Origin of the sequence: Aristaeella lactis (genome assembly GCF_018118585.1) — a bacterium.
GTDB classification, from domain to species: domain Bacteria; phylum Bacillota; class Clostridia; order Christensenellales; family Aristaeellaceae; genus Aristaeella; species Aristaeella lactis.
In genome coordinates this window covers 2,838,255-2,852,023 of sequence record NZ_CP069421.1, presented here as the reverse complement: position 1 = coordinate 2,852,023, position 13,769 = coordinate 2,838,255, and the positions used below count along the sequence as shown (strand labels likewise).

Here is a 13,769-nt window from a genome sequence, read left to right as displayed (position 1 = left end):
CCCATTGAGCGAACAGAGACCGGATTCATCTTTCTGCCAGGCCTTTGAGTGCCTTCATATTGACTCTGCCGCCGACGGCGCCCTTTTCCCTGTTGCGCCGCACAGTCATTATTATACAGAAGTCATGCTGGTGCGCAGCGGAACCTGCCGGGTGATGCGGGGAACTCATCCCTATGTGCTGAACCCGGGAGAACTGCTCTATATCGCTCCGCTGATCCGTCATTCGGTTGAATCCGCCGACGGCAAGCCGGTTGTTTATGACATCGTCAAATTCAGCGCCACGCGCCTGCGGGAGATTCCTTCCTACCTGTCTGACCTGCGTTCCTTCTCCATGGACGCTTCCCACCACCATCTCCAGGTTCATATGAAGGCTGAGGACGTTCAGTTCTGGCACCTGGACAACATAGTCAAGGAGTGTATCTATGAAAGTGAGCAGCAAGGATTTGCCTGGGATCTGCAGACCCGCGCCCTCATCTACCTGCTGATCACCGGCCTGGCCCGCTTCTGGCTGACCAACTTCGGATCCCTGATGCAGAACCCGCCGGAGGAACGGGATCCCATCCTGGATATTCCCGCCTATATTGAACAGCACATCTCCGAGCCGCTCCGCGTGGAAGACCTGGCCAGACGCTGTTCCCTCAGCTATCCCTGGTTCGCCAAGCGCTTCCATGAGTTCTTCGGGCTCAGCTGCAAGCAGTTCATTGAACATATCCGGACTGAGACTGTGGAACAGTACCTCGTCTATTCCGATCTGGACCTGTCTGAGATCAGCAGCCGGACCGGCTATACAGACAGCAGTCACATGGTCAAAGACTTCCGCCGGATGACCGGAATGACCCCCGGACAATTCCGTTCTGTGATGAAAGCTCAGGGGCGTGCACCCTTTACCCGGATTTCCGCTCAGGCGCTTCCGATTCACGCCTCAAAGGGTTGACACGCAAGGGAAAAGCGGATAAAATACAGTTTGTTCGCAAGTCTTCAAGGGCTTGATGCGGAGCGTGCGGGCGTAGCTCAATGGCAGAGCTCCAGCTTCCCAAGCTGGTCACGTGGGTTCGATTCCCATCGCCCGCTCCAATACCGCATCAATGGCTCGGAAGCAATTAATTGGCTCGCTTTTGAGCGACGAGATAACTTAAGGAGGAAACTTCAAATGGCTAAGGGACATTATGAACGGACAAAGCCCCATGTAAACATCGGCACCATCGGTCACGTTGACCATGGCAAGACCACCCTGACCGCCGCGATCACCATGACGCTGGCTATGAAGGGTGAAGCGCAGGCTATGCGCTATGACGAAATCGACAAGGCTCCGGAAGAAAAAGCGCGTGGAATCACCATCAACACCGCGCACGTTGAGTACGAGACCGCGAAGCGTCACTACGCTCACGTGGACTGCCCCGGCCACGCTGACTATGTTAAGAACATGATCACCGGTGCTGCCCAGATGGACGGCGCTATCCTGGTTGTGTCTGCTCCCGACGGCCCGATGCCCCAGACCCGTGAGCACATCCTGCTCGCCCGTCAGGTTGGCGTGCCCTACATCGTCGTGTTCATGAACAAGACCGACATGATGGATGACGAAGAGCTGCTGGAGCTGGTTGAAATGGAAATCCGTGAGCTGCTGAGCAGCTACGACTTCCCCGGCGACGACATCCCGATCATCAAGGGTTCTGCTCTGAAGGTTCTTGAGTACCTGCAGAACGGCGGCACCGACGTTGACAACGCTCCCGAGTGCAAGTGCATCTGGGAACTGATGGACGCTGTTGACAGCTACATTCCGGAACCGGAACGTGCTACCGACCAGCCCTTCCTGATGCCCGTTGAAGACGTGTTCTCCATTTCCGGCCGCGGCACCGTGGCCACCGGCCGTGTTGAGCGTGGTACCGTTAAGGTGTCTGACGCTGTTGAAATCGTCGGCCTGATGGAGAAGCCCCGTAACACCGTTGTTACCGGTGTTGAAATGTTCCACAAGCTGCTGGACCAGGCTGAAGCCGGCGACAACATCGGCGCGCTGCTGCGTGGTATCCAGAGGAACGAAGTCGAGCGCGGCCAGGTTCTGGCGAAGCCCGGCAGCATCCATCCCCACACCCACTGCATCGGCCAGGTGTACGTGCTGACCAAGGAAGAAGGCGGACGTCATACTCCCTTCTTCAACGGCTATCGTCCCCAGTTCTACTTCCGGACGACTGACGTTACCGGCAACATCAAGCTGCCCGACGGCGTGGAAATGGTGATGCCCGGCGATAACATCGACATGGAAATCACCCTGATCACCCCCATCGCTATGGAGCAGGGACTGCGCTTCGCTATCCGCGAAGGCGGCCGTACCGTTGGTTCCGGCGTTGTGGCCAAGGTCATTGAGTAATTTCAACGCTTAAACGGAACGCTCCCATAGCGGGAGCGTTCCTTTCTGCTGTTTAGAGGAGGTTATTATGTTCAACTATAAGTGCAGCGGAACCTGTTCCACCTCCATCGACCTGGAGATTCAGGACGGCATCATCACTTTCTGCCGGATCAACAACGGCTGCAAGGGCAACACCCAGGGTGTGGCCAAGCTTGTTGTCGGCCGTCCTGCCGAAGAAGTCGCCGCTCAGCTCGAAGGCATTCAGTGCCGCGGCGGTACCTCCTGCCCTGACCAGCTCGCCAAAGCGATCAAATCATATCACGACTGATCAGTCGTGATATGATTTAACTCTAAACTATTCACTAATTCACTCATCCCATTCGACTACGGACTATAGGTTTTATGGATAATAATACAACAATCAGTTTTGAAAGCATGGATCTTTCCTCAGAGATCCTCCGCGCTGTCCAGGCCATGGGCTTTAAAGAGCCCTCCACCGTCCAGGCGAAGACGATTCCCCTGATGATGGAAGGCCAGGACATCAACGCCATTGCCCCGACAGGCACCGGCAAAACCTGCGCGTTCGGCATTCCCATGCTGGAATACGTCCAGCTCAAAGACAGCCGGGTGCAGGAGATCGTTCTTGCCCCCACCCGGGAACTGGCGCTGCAGATCGGTGAGGAGCTGACCAAGCTGGCAAAGTTTATTGACGGTGTACGGATTGCCGTTATCTACGGCGGACAGTCCATCTCCCGTCAGATCACCGCGCTCAAGCGCAAGCCGCAGATCGTCATCGCGACGCCTGGACGCCTGCTTGACCATATGCAGCGGGGCAACATCCGCCTGGACGCTGTTCACACCATGGTGCTGGATGAAGCGGATGAAATGCTGAACATGGGCTTTGTCAAAGATGTGACAAAGATCATCGAAGCCACCCCTTCCGACCGGCAGCTGGTACTTTTCTCCGCCACCACCAACCAGGATGTGCTGACCATTGCCTGGAAATACCAGCACGATCCGGTGGAGATCACCATCGAAGCCACAAAGGCTGACCGGCCCCAGATCACCCAGTATGTCATCGCCACCGAGCAGGACCAGAAGACGGATCACCTGCTCTACCTGCTGGACGCCGATGTCTACCAGCGGATCATGATCTTCTGCAATACCAAGTTCATGACCGACAAGCTCACCAGCCGCCTGGTGAAGGAAGGCTACAACGCCCAGTGCCTCCACGGGGATATCCCCCAGTCCAAGCGGAACACCGTCATGAACGATTTCAAGCGGGGCAAGTTCCCGATCCTTGTTTCCACGGACGTGGCCGCCCGCGGTATAGACGTGGATGATGTGGAGGCGGTCATCAACTATGACCTGCCCAACGAAAACGAATACTATCTTCACAGGATCGGCCGTACCGGCCGCGCCCACAAGCACGGCGTCAGCTTCTCCCTGGTCACCTTCAGGGAGAGCGTCCGCATGGATGAGATCCTGAAATACATGCTCACCGCGCCGACTCCCCTGAAGTTTGAGGATGGCGTGCTGTGCAATGAAGAAGGGACCCCCTTCTTCGACCATATCTGAGTATTTCCCTGTAATTGAATATAAGAAAAATCCCCGGATCCAGCTATCCGGGGACTTTTTTTGTTTGCTCGATTCTTACCCGCGGCGGGCGGCAAAGCACTCACTGCAGTATACGGGGCGGTCCTCCTTGGGCTCGAAAGGAACCTGGGTGGGCTTTCCGCATTCCGCGCAAACAGCGTCGTACATCTGACGCGGAGCGCCGGCAGCACGGCTGGCCTTACGCGCCTGACGGCAGGCCTTGCAGCGGGTGGGCTCGTTCTGGAATCCCTTTTCGGCATAGAATTCCTGTTCACCGGCAGTGAAAACGAACTCAGCGCCACAGTCTTTGCATACCAGCGTTTTGTCTTCGTACATGATCAGGTAACCCCCATAAAGATTGATAGGCGATTCCTCCGGCTGACCTGGTTTTTGACCCCACACACGCCGCCTGGAAGTTTGCTCTGCGTATGAACGCCCTCACTCGCTTCTCTCGGGATCGTGTCCCGGACGGACTTACATCTAGACCGCACCATGCTCCCCGTCACTTTGGACGGATTACGTGGACCGCTTTGCCTGCGACTGGCATCGGCTTGCAACCACAGACCCGAAGGACTCAACCGGCGCCATTATATTACTGCCATGTCGAAAACGCAAGAATTTTTTCCATTTTTGACAAATAAAGACAATCAAAGTGCATGAATTGTACTTTTGTCTGGTAAAAACATTACTTTTTCTGGCCGTAATAGGCGTTCGGACCGTGTTTCCGCATGAAATGTTTCTCCTTCACATACTCAGGAAGGTTCATACGCGGCTGGGTCTCAGGCAGCGCTTCCGTGTGCCAGGCCATCATGGCGACCTCTTCCAGCACAACAGCGTTATGCACCGCTTCCATTGCGTTCTTTCCCCAGGCAAAGGGACCATGATGCCTTGCCAGTACGCAGGGCACGTAGTTCGGGTTCAGGCCGTTGTCTTCAAAATGGGACGCGATCACCCGCCCGGTCTCCAGCTCATAGGCGCTTTCGACCTCTTCTTTGGTCAGGTCCCGGCAGCAGGGAATGTTGCCGTAGATATAGTCCGCGTGGGTCGTGCCGTAGGCAGGGATATCCCGTCCGCTCTGGGCCCAGATGGTCGCCCAGCGGGAATGGGTGTGCACCACACCACCGATATCCTTGAAGCGGCGGTACAGTTCCGCGTGGGTCGGCGTGTCGGAGGAAGGATTCAGGTCGCCTTCCACTTTGTTGCCTTCCAGGTCAATGACGACCATGTCTTCCAGCTTCAGTTCATCATAGGGTACACCGCTGGGTTTGATGACGAACAGTCCTTTTTCCCGGTCGATCCCGGAAACATTTCCCCAGGTAAAGGTTACCAGATGATAGGCAGGCAGCAGCATGTTGGCCTCATAAACCTGCTTTTTCAGTTCCTCCAGCATGAAAACACACCCCTCTTATTTAATTCATAATTAAGAATTCATAATTATATATCCCGTTCTTTTCCCGCCGCAGCAGAAATCATTATGCATTATGCATTATGAATTATGCATTGCGGGGACCCAGATCCCCGTTTCTCCAGTGCTTCCTGCACAGGGACACATAGCTCTCATCCCCGCCCAGCACGATCTGCTCGCCCTCCCGGGCTACCTTGCCGTCGATCACCCGCGCGTTGCAGGTGGCCTTCTTGCCGCACCAGCAGATCGTCTTTACTTCCTCAATGGTGTCTGCCCAGGCCATCAGCCACTGGCTTCCCTCAAAGAAGTTACCCTTGAAGTCCGCCCGCAGGCCGTAGGCGATCACCGGAATTCCCAGGTCATCCACAATATGGACCAGGTACTCCACCTGCGCCTTGGTCAGGAACTGGGCTTCGTCCACGATCACGCAGTCGTAGCCTGTCAGGTCCATGCCTTCCAGTTCCTCCGCGAACACACATTCCGTTTCCAGTCCGCTCCGGGACCGGATGATCCGCGCGCCGTCACGGTTTTCCAATTGCGGTTTGACCATCAGCACCTTCTGGTGCCGTTCCCCGTAGTTGTACTGCACCATGATCGCGTTCGCCGTCTTGCTGGAACCCATGGCGCCATATCGGAAATAAAGCTTAGCCAACCGGATTCTCCTCCTTTTCCGGTTCAGCCGCGGCGGCTTCCGGATCTGCTTTCTTTTTCTTATCAGGTTTCACACTGACCGCGATCTTATCTTTCTTCACCGTCAGGCGGATTTCCTGTCCAAGCTGGATATGTCCTTCCAGCAGTTCCTCGCTCATGGTGTCTTCCACCGTGCGCTGGATCAGCCTGCGCAGCGGACGCGCGCCGAATTTGGGATCGTAGCCGTCCTTGGCCAGTTTTTCCGTTACCTGCTTGTCCCAGGTCAGGATGATCTCCTGTTCCTTCAGCCGGTCAGCCACCTGGCGGAGCATCAGCTCCGTGATCTTGCGGATCTCTTCCTCGTTCAGGCTGTGGAAGACGATCAGTTCATCCACCCGGTTGATAAATTCCGGCCGGAAGATTTCCTTGACCTCCTTCATCACGGATTCCTTCATGGCCTCATAGTCCCGGGCTTCACCCTTCTGGTCTGCCCCGAAACCCATCGCCCTTCCGTGACCAATCACATGGGCTCCGGCGTTGGACGTCATCACCACGATCGTGTTCTTGAAGGAGACCACCCGGCCTGTGTTATCCGTCAGCCGCCCGTCCTCCAGGATCTGCAGCAGCATATTGAACACATCGGGATGTGCCTTTTCCACCTCGTCCAGCAGCACCACGCTGTAGGGCTTCCGGCGGACCGCTTCCGTCAGCTGGCCGCCTTCCTCATAGCCCACATATCCGGGCGGTGAGCCGACCAGGCGGGAAACGGTATGCTTTTCCATATACTCGGACATATCCAGGCGGATCACGGCATCCTCATCCCCGAACATGGCCTCGCCCAGCGCGCGGCACAGTTCAGTTTTACCCACACCGGTGGGCCCCAGGAAGATAAAGCTTCCGATAGGCCGTTTCGGATCCTTCAGTCCGGCCCGTGCCCGGCGGATTGCCCTGGCCACAGCGCTGACTGCCTCTTCCTGGCCGATCAGACGCTGATGCAGCGTCTCTTCCAGGTGAACCAGGCGTTGTGCCTCCTGTTCCGTCATCCGGGAAACCGGAATGCCGGTCCACTGGCTGACCACCTGGGCAATATCCTCTTCGGTCACGGTATCCCGCGCGGTACTCTGGGAGCGGTTCCACTCTGCCCGCTTTTCCTCAATCTCCCGGTGCAGGTTCCGTTCCTGGTCCCGAAGGGCGGCAGCTTTTTCGAAGTCCTGGTGCGAGATAGCTTCCTTCTTTTCGATCACTACCGCTTCCAGGCGTTTTTCCTGCTCCCGTACATCCGGCGGCGCCGTGCAGGCTGCGATCCGGACCCGGCTCGCGGCTTCGTCCATCAGGTCGATCGCCTTATCCGGCAGGTACCGGTCGGGAATATAGCGGTCAGACAGCTTCACCGCTGCGGCCAGCGCTTCATCCGTGATCCTGACCTTGTGGTGCGCCTCATACCGGTCCCGCAGACCGTACAGGATGGAAAGGGTTTCCTCCGCGGTGGGCTCGCCCACCATCACCGGCTGGAACCGGCGTTCCAGGGCGGCGTCCTTTTCGATATGCTTGCGGTATTCGTCCAGCGTTGTCGCGCCGATGCACTGAATCTCCCCGCGGGAAAGCGCGGGCTTCAGAATATTCGCCGCGTCCAGGCTGCCTTCGGTTGCTCCCGCGCCGATGATCGTATGAATCTCATCAATAAACAGCAGAATGTTTCCGGCCTTGTGCAGCTCGTCCATCACGTTCTTCAGCCGTTCCTCAAACTCGCCCCGGTACTTGGTGCCGGCCACCATGCTGCCGATATCCAGGCTCATCACCCGTTTTCCCACCAGCAGTTCCGGTACGTTACCCTGCGCAATGCGCTGTGCCAGGCCTTCCGCCACGGCGCTCTTGCCAACGCCGGGCTCACCGATCAGCACCGGATTGTTCTTGGTACGGCGGATCAGGATCTGGATGATCCGCTGGATCTCCGTTTCACGGCCGATGACCGGATCCAGTTCATTCTTTTCCGCGGCAGCAGTCAGATCACGGCTGTATTTTTCCAGCTCGCCTTTCCCGTTTTCATTGCCGTTCCGTCCCCGGGCAGGGGCAAACGGCGGAAAGCCGGGCATCCTGCGGGGTGCTTCTTCATTGCCCGCGTTTTCGCGCATCTGGCGCAGCAGCTGCTCCCTGGCGGCGGACAGATCTACCCCTGCCTTCCGGAACAGGCCGCCGGCCACGCCGTCGTCATTTCCCAGCAGTGCCAGCCAGATATGCTCCACTGTCACATAGTTCTGTCCCAGCTTGTGGGATTCCAGTACGCTGTTTTCCAGGGTCTTCTTGGCCCGGGGGCTCAGTTCGATCCGCACGTTCCTGGGCTCCTGGGGATCATTGATCTCGTTCAGATGGGCCCGCAGCTCGGACACCACTGACTCATAGTTCATCCGGGCGGCAACCGCTTCGGGAACAGAAGCGCCTGTTTTCAGCAGCGCCAGCAGGAAATGCTCTGTCCCTACATAGGGCTGCTGCAGTTCTGCGGCGATCCGCTGGGCCAGCATCAGCGTCTGCTGTGCTCTCTGGGTAAAACGTCCGAATATCGGCATGGAAAATTCCTTTCTGTTGTCATCTTCTTCCGCGTTCGCGCGGATGGCGTTGAGCACTGTGCTCAGCAGGCTTCGCACGTTTCCCTTGACCAGGTCATTGTTCATCCGGCTCATACAGTCAGCGCACAGGTGTCTCACCGTAGTTTCTTCTCCGGCTACTACGGAAACCGTAAAGTTCGCTTCATTCACATGGCATTCTTCGCACAGCATATTATCGCCTCTTTTCCTCGTTGCAGTCTGCCATTAATTGTTCATTCTTAATTGTTAATTGTTTTTCATTTCCTGTTTCTCGCCGCGATGGTCATCAGCATGGATTTCATCATCTTTGCCCTCATGGCATTCTTCAGCGCGTCAGGAACCGGCACAGCCAGCGCGCGGCTGCTGATAGACGAAGCCATCAGGGCAGCCTCATCCGCTGTTACGATCCGCTGCTCCTTCAGCTGGCTGATCAGCCGGATGCATTCTTCCTCTTCCAGGCTGTCCCCGATCCGGTCATTCACCAGGTACATCAGCCGCTGTGACCCGGCCTGAACCACCCGGACGATCCGGATATATCCTCCGCCGCCCCTGCGGCTTTCAGTCAGGTATCCGTGATCCGGGGAAAAGCGGGTCGCCAGCACATAGTTAATCTGGCTCGGCGCGCAGCCGAAATATTCCGCCAGTTCATTCCGCTTCAGTTCCACTTCCGTGGATTCCTCATTCAGAAGCTCCTTGATAAACTGCTCTATGGAATCACTCAAACGCATGATACACCCTCCCCTCGTCAAAGCATCATTCTCTGACTATCTTTGACCTATTGAGTATAACACAGAAACCGGGGAGATTCAATATTGTTTTATAAGTCTGTAGACAGTAAAGGGAATTCATGATTCACAATTCATAATTCATAATGAAATAATGTTATGGAAGCTGATCAGCAAGCAGTTTACTTACAGTTTTCTGTTCAATTATGCCTTCACGCAGCCAGTTGTCTTAATCGATGGTTGTTTCCCGGCCGGTCAGACATTTTATAATTCTGAATTCTGAATTAAATGGAATCTCTTCGAGATTCATCGTTTCCGCAATTGCTTTATGAAAGTGTCCGTCTTTCTGGTGCACATATTTCACCGAGGAAGGAATCACTTCTCCGTCCCGCCAGCGGAAGCATCCGCTTCCGTCCGGGTTCAACCCGTAGTCCGTGAGTCCTTTTCCTTCCTCCGGTACCAGGACCGTCAGCCGGTTCAGCACCCGGTTTCCCAGGAACACCGCAAAAATGTTCCGCTCCGGATCCACGGATACATGGTTTCCCGTAAATCCGCCGATGCCAAATGCCCGATGTCCCATATACCGTGGGATCTCCGAATAGTACTGATCCGGATGGCGCACATAGCACTGAATGCCGAGGAACTGCGTCCATGCGCCGTTCGCGCGTCTCCGTCCAGTCCGGTTGACCGCCATCTCCCGCAGGGATTCCTCCCCGACAATCTTCCGGTCCAGCACTGCCCGGCAGAAGCGCACCATATCCCCGCGGGTGGAAAACAGCCCCGCGTGTCCGCACAGGTCGCCCGTGTCTCCCTGCAGCACCGCCGCTTTGGGATCATGCGGCACCCCGGCTTTCCATCCTTCCCGGAGGATCCACCGCCCGTTCTCGATCCGGTGCTCCCGGTCATAGCACTGGCAGTCCTTTAATCGTTCCGAAGGAACCAAAGCCCAGGTTTCCGTCATGCCCGCCGGCTCCAGGACCAGTTTTCGCACACAGTCCATAAAAGGCATCCCGGCCGCCGCTTCCAGCACATACTTGAGGATCATCGCCGGAATATCGGAATAGATCCGGCGCACATCCTCATGGGGCGCGGCTGTGGAGGCAAACAGCGCCTCCATGGCGCTTTCCCGGTCGGCGCACCTGTCCAGGCGGACAGGCGTCCGGACCGTGACCGCGAAGGTCATCAGGTCCCACACCGTGGTCTCCTTCAGGAACCGGAACCTCGGATCGTATGAAAAAACAGGCCTGCCGGGATCCAGCAGGCCTTCTTCATTCAGTTTCATGGTACACAGGCCCGTAAACAGCTTGGTCACGCTGGCCAGGTCAAAAACGCTGTCCTCCCGGACAGCTCCGTCCATCGCCAGGGCTGTTCTGTTTCCGGCGCCGCATGCCGCGGAAACACCTTCCAGGATAGCCGTGTCCCGGGTAAAGAACCGCAGGCCTTCCAGGAGGATTGTATCCATTGATGATCCGCTCATCCTCTGTCTCCCCGGGTCAGGCATCCACACCGATTCGGGTACAGGGCACCCTTCCCTCTTTCAGGTCGCTCAGCCGGTGGCGGGCATGACCGATAATCACGGTGGTTCCGCCCTTCACGCAGCTCAGCGCGTATTCCAGCTTGGCCCGGGCACCGTTCGCCCCGGCGCGGCTGGCACCGATGCAGGCATTCTGCAGTTCCCGCACCTTGCGTTCCACTTCTTCGTAGGTTTTGCCGATCACGTCACGCACCAGCGTGTTCGGATCCCGCCGGTCCTGGTAAATGCCTTCCGTGGAAGTCATCAGCACCAGCGTCTTCGCCTTCACCAGGCCCGCGATCACCGCGGCGGTTTCATCGTTATCCACGCACTCGTGAACTTCCTCGCCCTTTTCCCGCCGGGCAGCCAGTTCCATCTTCCGGTTTTCCTCGTCGGATACCGGGTCGTTATAGTTCACGATCGGAATGGTTTTCTGCCGTGCGGCACGGATCAGCAGCGCGCGGATATGCTCGCTCTTTTCCGGGTCGTTGAAATGTGTGTGCTCCACCAGGATCTGGCGGATACCGTATTCCGGCGGAATAAACTGCCGGTAGTTCTGCATCAGGATGGTCTGCCCCTGGGCAGCGTAGTCTGCTTTATCCTGGTCCGGATCTCCGCTCAGTTCACATCCGGTCCGCTTGATATAGTCCAGGCGGCCGATCTCCGTCGCGCCGCTGGTAACCCAGATCATGCCGGGCTTCAGTTCCGATCCGATCCTGGAAAAAATGTTGTAGTCAATATCCCGGTCTTCCTGCCGGATCAGCGCCATGCTGCCGATCTTGCCCACCAGGTCAAACTGATAATCCATTGTTCTCTTCCTGCTTTCCGCGGTCAGAGCCTTTCCCGGACCAGCCGGGTCAGGATGTACACCGCCATATGATATCCCTGGTCATTCCTCAGGGTGATGTCTGCCAGTTCGCGGTATATCGGGAGCCGCTCGTGATAGACCCGTTCCACTTCCGCCAGGCCCCCGTCCCGCAGGGTAGGTCGACGGTCCAGCTTGATGTCGCTCAGGATATCTTCCAGCGGACGGTCGATCAGCACGATCGTGCCCCAGGTCCGCATGATATGGCGGTTTACCGGATTCATCACGGTGCCCCCGCCGGTGGAGATGATCATCGGACGGGCATAGGTCAGCGCGGCCAGCACGTTGGTTTCCGCCCGCCGGAATGTTTCTTCTCCGTATTTTTCAAAAAACTCGTTCACCGTACCGCCGGCACTCTGGGCCACGATAGCATCGGTATCCGCGAACGGAACACCGGTCTCCTTCGCTGTACGCTTGCCCAGACTGCTTTTTCCGCAGCCCTGCATGCCGATCAGAAACAGATGCTTTTCCACGCTGTGGTCCTCCTTCCCGCCGGTATCGTTGTCTTGTTCATCTTCAAGATGATACAACTTTTTCCTTTTTCGTCAAGTGCTGGAGGCTCTTAGTGCGCAAAGAGTACATACAATTCCGGAATGTTGCGAAGTCATTCGCGGGCAAGTGGCTCCCCTGCCGGCAACATTCGGAACCGGATTTCAGATCCTTAATGGACAGCCTTTTGCAGGGTGAACCGGAAAGCGGCGCCTTCTTCTGTATCCAGAAGCCGGATGCTCTGCCCGTGCATTTCCATGATCCGCTTGCAGATGCTCAGGCCCAGGCCGGTTCCCTTTCCGGCGGTATGTGCCCGGTCAGCCGTAAAGAAGCGGTCAAAGATCCGGTCCCGGTCCTCCGGCACGATGCCGCATCCGCTGTCCCGGACAGTGATTTCCGCGATCCCGTTCTTCGTTCCGGATTCCAGGGTGATCTTCCCGCCCTCGGGCGTGAACTTGATCGCATTGTCCAGCAGGTTGATCACCACCTGCTCAATGCGGTCGCTGTCCGCCTGCACCTGGCACTGGTCTTCCTCAAACTCACAGCTGATATCGATCTTTTTCGCGTCCAGGTCATTCATCCGGCAGATCACCGCCCGGCGGAGCATCTCATTGATATCAAAGGTGGACAGTTCCGGTTTCGCGTCATCCCGCTCCAGCCGGCTCAGCGCAAGCAGGTCATCGATCAGGCCGCTCAGGCGTTTGCTCTCATCCGCCACAAGCCGCAGGTATTTAGGCTGTTCCTCTTCAGGGATCACGCCGTCCGCCATTCCTTCCGCAAAGCCCTTGATACTGGTGATCGGGCTGCGCAGTTCATGGCTTACATTGGCCACGAACTCCCGGCGGTTGGTCTCCACGCCCTGCAGTTTTTTCGTCATCGTATTGAACGCGCCGCTGAGTTCACGCAGTTCCGGGTCTCCCTTCTTCTCATCCACCTGTACGGAGAAATCTCCCTCCGCAATGGTGGCCGCGGCTGCTTCCAGCTGCTTCAGCGGTTTCAGCCGCCGGCGTACGAACAGGAACACCACCACACCGGTCAAAGCCGTCACCGCCGCCGCAAGAACCACGACCCTCCACAGGATCTCACCCAGTCCGGACTCAATTCTCTGCGCCTGTGTACGGATGAATACCGCGCCGGTTACCACGCCGCCCATCTCGAAGGGAACACCCACCGTAAACGTGGGGGCTTCTCCGCTTTCCGAACGTACCCGGATTGTCTCTCCGGAAAGGATCCGCGGGAGTGCTTCATTCAGGCTGTTCATAAACTCAGGATATTCATCACCGGCTACCGGCGTATAAGTCATCACACCACCGGTCCGGTCAAGCACTGTGATATACGCGCCGAATTCACGGCCGACCCTGTCAGCGATATTGTTCAGTGTTTTTCTCGTTTCACTGTCCCGGTCCCACCTGGTGTCCATCAGACTGTCACCGTTTAGGTTGCCGGCCAGGTAGGCGATCTTCTCCGCCTCAGAGATCAGATGATCCAGCCGCGCGTCAATCTGCTGGTTTCTCAGTGTCATCCACCAGACCGCAGAAAGGCAGACCGTGGTCAGCAGAATCACCGCCATAACCACCGCCATAATCCGCGCAAACATAGTCTCACCCCCAAGATTAATGC

General features: G+C 56.9%; 13 protein-coding genes and 1 tRNA gene. 5 read left to right on the top strand and 9 right to left on the bottom strand.

The features are described 5' to 3' along the window. Positions 1-4 precede the first annotated feature (4 nt). The 5 genes from JYE50_RS12870 (at position 5) to JYE50_RS12850 (ending at position 3,922) form a co-directional block, all read left to right on the top strand. Positions 5-934, top strand: a complete 930-nt coding sequence (locus JYE50_RS12870) for an AraC family transcriptional regulator (protein WP_084096006.1) — start codon at positions 5-7, stop codon at positions 932-934. 66 nt (positions 935-1,000) lie between these two features. Then, positions 1,001-1,074: transfer RNA gene (locus JYE50_RS12865), tRNA-Gly, on the top strand. A 76-nt stretch (positions 1,075-1,150) separates the two neighbouring features. After that, positions 1,151-2,365 carry an elongation factor Tu gene (gene tuf / locus JYE50_RS12860; protein WP_304588086.1) on the top strand — a complete coding sequence of 405 codons (1,215 nt, stop codon included), beginning with the start codon at positions 1,151-1,153 and terminating at the stop codon, positions 2,363-2,365. 67 nt (positions 2,366-2,432) lie between these two features. Continuing rightward, positions 2,433-2,672, top strand: coding sequence for a TIGR03905 family TSCPD domain-containing protein (locus tag JYE50_RS12855; RefSeq protein WP_084096488.1), 240 nt, complete (start codon positions 2,433-2,435; stop codon positions 2,670-2,672). A gap of 74 nt (positions 2,673-2,746) precedes the next feature. Next, complete coding sequence (locus tag JYE50_RS12850; RefSeq protein ID WP_084096487.1) at positions 2,747-3,922, top strand: DEAD/DEAH box helicase; 1,176 nt, start codon at positions 2,747-2,749, stop codon at positions 3,920-3,922. 75 nt (positions 3,923-3,997) lie between these two features. Here the strand turns inward: JYE50_RS12850 and JYE50_RS12845 are convergent, their stop codons facing one another. The 9 genes from JYE50_RS12845 to JYE50_RS12805 form a co-directional block, all read right to left on the bottom strand. Then, a complete protein-coding gene (locus tag JYE50_RS12845) occupies positions 3,998-4,276 on the bottom strand; it encodes a zinc-ribbon domain containing protein (protein ID WP_084096486.1) in 279 nt (92 codons plus the stop codon). A gap of 349 nt (positions 4,277-4,625) precedes the next feature. Then, complete coding sequence (locus tag JYE50_RS12840; protein WP_084096485.1) at positions 4,626-5,330, bottom strand: L-ribulose-5-phosphate 4-epimerase; 705 nt, start codon at positions 5,328-5,330, stop codon at positions 4,626-4,628. A 103-nt stretch (positions 5,331-5,433) separates the two neighbouring features. Further along, positions 5,434-5,997 carry a thymidine kinase gene (locus JYE50_RS12835; RefSeq protein ID WP_084096484.1) on the bottom strand — a complete coding sequence of 188 codons (564 nt, stop codon included), beginning with the start codon at positions 5,995-5,997 and terminating at the stop codon, positions 5,434-5,436. Beyond that, on the bottom strand, positions 5,990-8,533 hold the full coding sequence (locus tag JYE50_RS12830; protein WP_283399238.1) for an ATP-dependent Clp protease ATP-binding subunit: 2,544 nt from the start codon (positions 8,531-8,533) through the stop codon (positions 5,990-5,992). Before JYE50_RS12830 ends, JYE50_RS12835 begins: the two co-directional genes overlap by 8 nt. 281 nt (positions 8,534-8,814) lie before the next feature. Further along, positions 8,815-9,285: a CtsR family transcriptional regulator gene (locus JYE50_RS12825; protein WP_084096483.1), complete on the bottom strand. Its 471-nt coding sequence runs from the start codon at positions 9,283-9,285 to the stop codon at positions 8,815-8,817. A 226-nt stretch (positions 9,286-9,511) separates the two neighbouring features. Then, positions 9,512-10,744 carry a serine hydrolase domain-containing protein gene (locus tag JYE50_RS12820; RefSeq protein WP_179138386.1) on the bottom strand — a complete coding sequence of 411 codons (1,233 nt, stop codon included), beginning with the start codon at positions 10,742-10,744 and terminating at the stop codon, positions 9,512-9,514. A 31-nt stretch (positions 10,745-10,775) separates the two neighbouring features. Further along, a complete protein-coding gene (locus tag JYE50_RS12815; RefSeq protein WP_084096481.1) occupies positions 10,776-11,603 on the bottom strand; it encodes an amino acid kinase family protein in 828 nt (275 codons plus the stop codon). A gap of 23 nt (positions 11,604-11,626) precedes the next feature. Further along, a complete protein-coding gene (locus JYE50_RS12810) occupies positions 11,627-12,133 on the bottom strand; it encodes a shikimate kinase (protein ID WP_143763661.1) in 507 nt (168 codons plus the stop codon). Between the two features lie 188 nt (positions 12,134-12,321). Continuing rightward, complete coding sequence (locus tag JYE50_RS12805; RefSeq protein ID WP_084096479.1) at positions 12,322-13,746, bottom strand: HAMP domain-containing sensor histidine kinase; 1,425 nt, start codon at positions 13,744-13,746, stop codon at positions 12,322-12,324. Positions 13,747-13,769 lie beyond the last annotated feature (23 nt).